At 37.1% G+C, this 3,081-nt stretch carries 1 protein-coding gene; it reads left to right on the top strand.

Features of this window, described 5'->3' with window-relative positions; genetic code table 11:
- A partial coding sequence (sprA, locus tag A9Q93_RS13345; protein WP_303687898.1) for a cell surface protein SprA occupies positions 1-3,081 on the top strand: 3,081 nt, incomplete at both ends.

Raw genomic sequence — 3,081 nt, 5'->3', positions numbered from 1 at the left:
GGTGCAATTTAGAGTTCCTTTAAATGATCCTAATCGTGAGGAAATAGGTGGTATTGCAGATTTTAGAGCCATACGGTTTATGAGAATGTATCTAACGGACTTTGAAGTTGATACTTTTTTAAGATTCGGTTCTCTTGATTTAGTTCGTGGAGATTATAGACGTTTTACAGACACTTTAGATGAGGATGATCCCATTGCTTCTGATGACCCTACAACATTTGAAGTTGAAGGTGTAAACATAGAAAATAATGAATCAAGATCTCCTATACCTTACAGATTGCCGCCAGGAGTAGAACGTGAAGAACTAAGAACTCAAAACCAAAATATTAGACAGAACGAGCAATCTCTAGCACTAAGAGTTTGCGATTTAGAACCTGGTGACGGAAGAGGAGTCTTTAAAAACATTAGGATAGACATGCGACAGTATGAATCTTTACAGATGTTTGTTCATGCAGAGTCGCTTGTAAATGAAATGGCTGTTGCTGATGGTGAGTTAGAGGCATTCATTAGAATAGGAGTTGATTATACTCAGAATTTTTATGAGATTAGATTGCCGTTGCAACCTACTGCTTTTGGAACAGATGTGAGAGAAGAAATATGGCCACAAGCAAATAACTTTGATATTGATTTATCCTTACTACAAAGAATTAAAGCTGAGGTTTTAGGAGACAATAGTTTAAACATAAGCGATCTCAATTTCTTTGATCAAGCGGTGTTAGATCCTGCAAGTGCTGGCGAGGAAAATCAACATAGATACGGTATTAAGGGTAACCCTAACTTTGGAGATATCAGAGCCATGATGATAGGTGTGCGCAATGCCACTTCAAATAATATTTGTGGAGAGGTATGGTTTAATGAAATGCGTCTGTCAGGATTAAAAAATCAAGGAGGCTATGCCGCTGTGGTAAACATGGATGCAAACATGGCAGACTTTGCAAGTGTAACAGCTACCGGTAGAAGAAGTACTATAGGTTTTGGAGCCGTAGAACAAGGACCACAAGAAAGAAGTCGTGAAAATGTGACTCAATATGACGTCACTACAAATATGAGTTTAGGAAAATTACTCCCAGAAAAATGGGGAGTTTCTTTACCTTTCTCTTATAGCATTGCAGAAGAAACGATAACACCACAGTTTGATCCTCAATTTGAAGATATTGAATTAGAAACAAGACTAGATAACGCAGCTTCAGATGCTGAGAGAGATGCCATAAGAGAACAATCAGAAGATTATACAAGAAGGCAAAGCATCAATTTAATAGGAGTTCGCAAAGAGCGCACGGGCGATTCAAAGCCTATGCCTTATGATATCGAGAACTTTACTTTTTCTGGCTCTTATAATCAGACAGACCAGCGCAACTTTGAGGTAGAAAAATTTCAAGATCAATCCATCAATGCAGGTGGAACTTATAATTATGCGTTTCCTAAAGCAGAATTAGAGCCTTTTAAAGATGCAAAATGGTTAAGTAATAGATACTTGCAATTTCTGAAAGATCTTAACTTTAATCCATTACCTAATAATTTTACTGCTGGATTAAACGTTGTGCGTCAGTTCAATACTCAGAAATTCCGTGATTTGCAACTTGATACAAATCCAGTAGATTTAAACGGCGATGGAATTCCTGATGCACAAAATATAACACTCGCTCCTCTTACTAATCGCAATTTTACCATGAATCATCAGTATGCGATTAACTGGGATCTAACTAAATCACTTCAAATCAACCTGTCAGCAAATAGCGATCGTTTAATACGTAGCTATGTGAATGAAGATGATTCTATTAATGAGGACTATACCATATGGACTGACTTTTTTGATGAGGGAATTCCTAACTCTCATTCGCAACAATTACAACTTACTTATAAGTTGCCTTTTGATAAGTTTCCTTTTCTCGCTTTCGCGAAAGCGAACTACACATACACATCTAACTTTAACTGGACACGTAACCAGCAACAGTTTATACAGTTAGATGGTATTCCTAACCTAGGTAACACAATACAGAATGCAAATACACACCGTATAAACGGAACTCTGGATCTGGACAAGCTTTATAAATATGTAGGACTCGAGAAAAAGAAATTTGGGGCAGCTGCAAATGCTGTTGCTAGGTCTAGAGGTAATGCTAGGTCAAGGAGTAGAAAACCACCAGGACAGCCTGAGGAAAAAGCTGGTGACGCGCCTAAAATCCCTAAAAAGAATTTTGGGAACAAAGCTTATAATACACTTATAGGAATTGTTACCTCTGTGAAAAGAGCACAAATCAACTATCAGGAAACTAATGGTATCTTTTTACCAGGTTATACTCCAGATATAGGCTTTATAGGAACTTTAAAGCCCACTTCAGGATTTGTTTTTGGAAGTCAGGCAGAGGTACGAGATCTTGCTGCAAGAAAAGGCTGGTTAACGCTATTTCAGGATTTCAACCAGCAATACTCTGAGGTAGAAACGCGTCAGTTAGATTTTAATTTCAGTGTGGATTTATTGAAGGGCTTATCACTAGATATATTAGGTAATAGGGCTTATCAAGAAAACTATACAGAGAATTATAGAATAGATCCAGATGATTTAACTTATCAATCCTTAACGCCTAACACCTACGGTAATTTTAATATTACTAATTTAATGATAGGTACTGCATTTCAAAAAAGTACGATTGATGGTTCTCCTACTTTTGACACTTTTAGAACAAATAGGCTAGCGGTAGCAAACCGTCTTGCCACTGAGTTTTATGGAGGTAATAACTTCTCAAGAGATGCTGATGGGTTCCCAGAAGGATTTTCAAGAAATAGCCAGCAAGTATTACTACCTGCATTTCTAGCTGCATATGAAGGTCGTGATATTGAGAAGCAGGATTCTAACGCTTTTAGAGATATACCTTTACCTAACTGGACGTTAAAATACACTGGCTTGATGAACTTGAAATGGTTCAAGAAACGTTTCCGTAGGTTTTCTATAAATCATGGATATAGATCTAGCTATACAATTAATCAATTTCAAACTAACCTTGATTATGCCGAAGGTAATGGTGCTCTTTCTTACCAAGAGCAAGTAGGTACTAATGCTCTAAATCAAAATGGAGATTT

Origin of the sequence: Nonlabens dokdonensis (assembly GCF_002162835.1) — a bacterium.
Classification (GTDB): Bacteria; Bacteroidota; Bacteroidia; order Flavobacteriales; family Flavobacteriaceae; genus Nonlabens; species Nonlabens dokdonensis_B.
The sequence above is the reverse complement of the archived record's forward strand: the minus strand, read 5'-3'. Positions and strand labels throughout refer to the sequence as shown.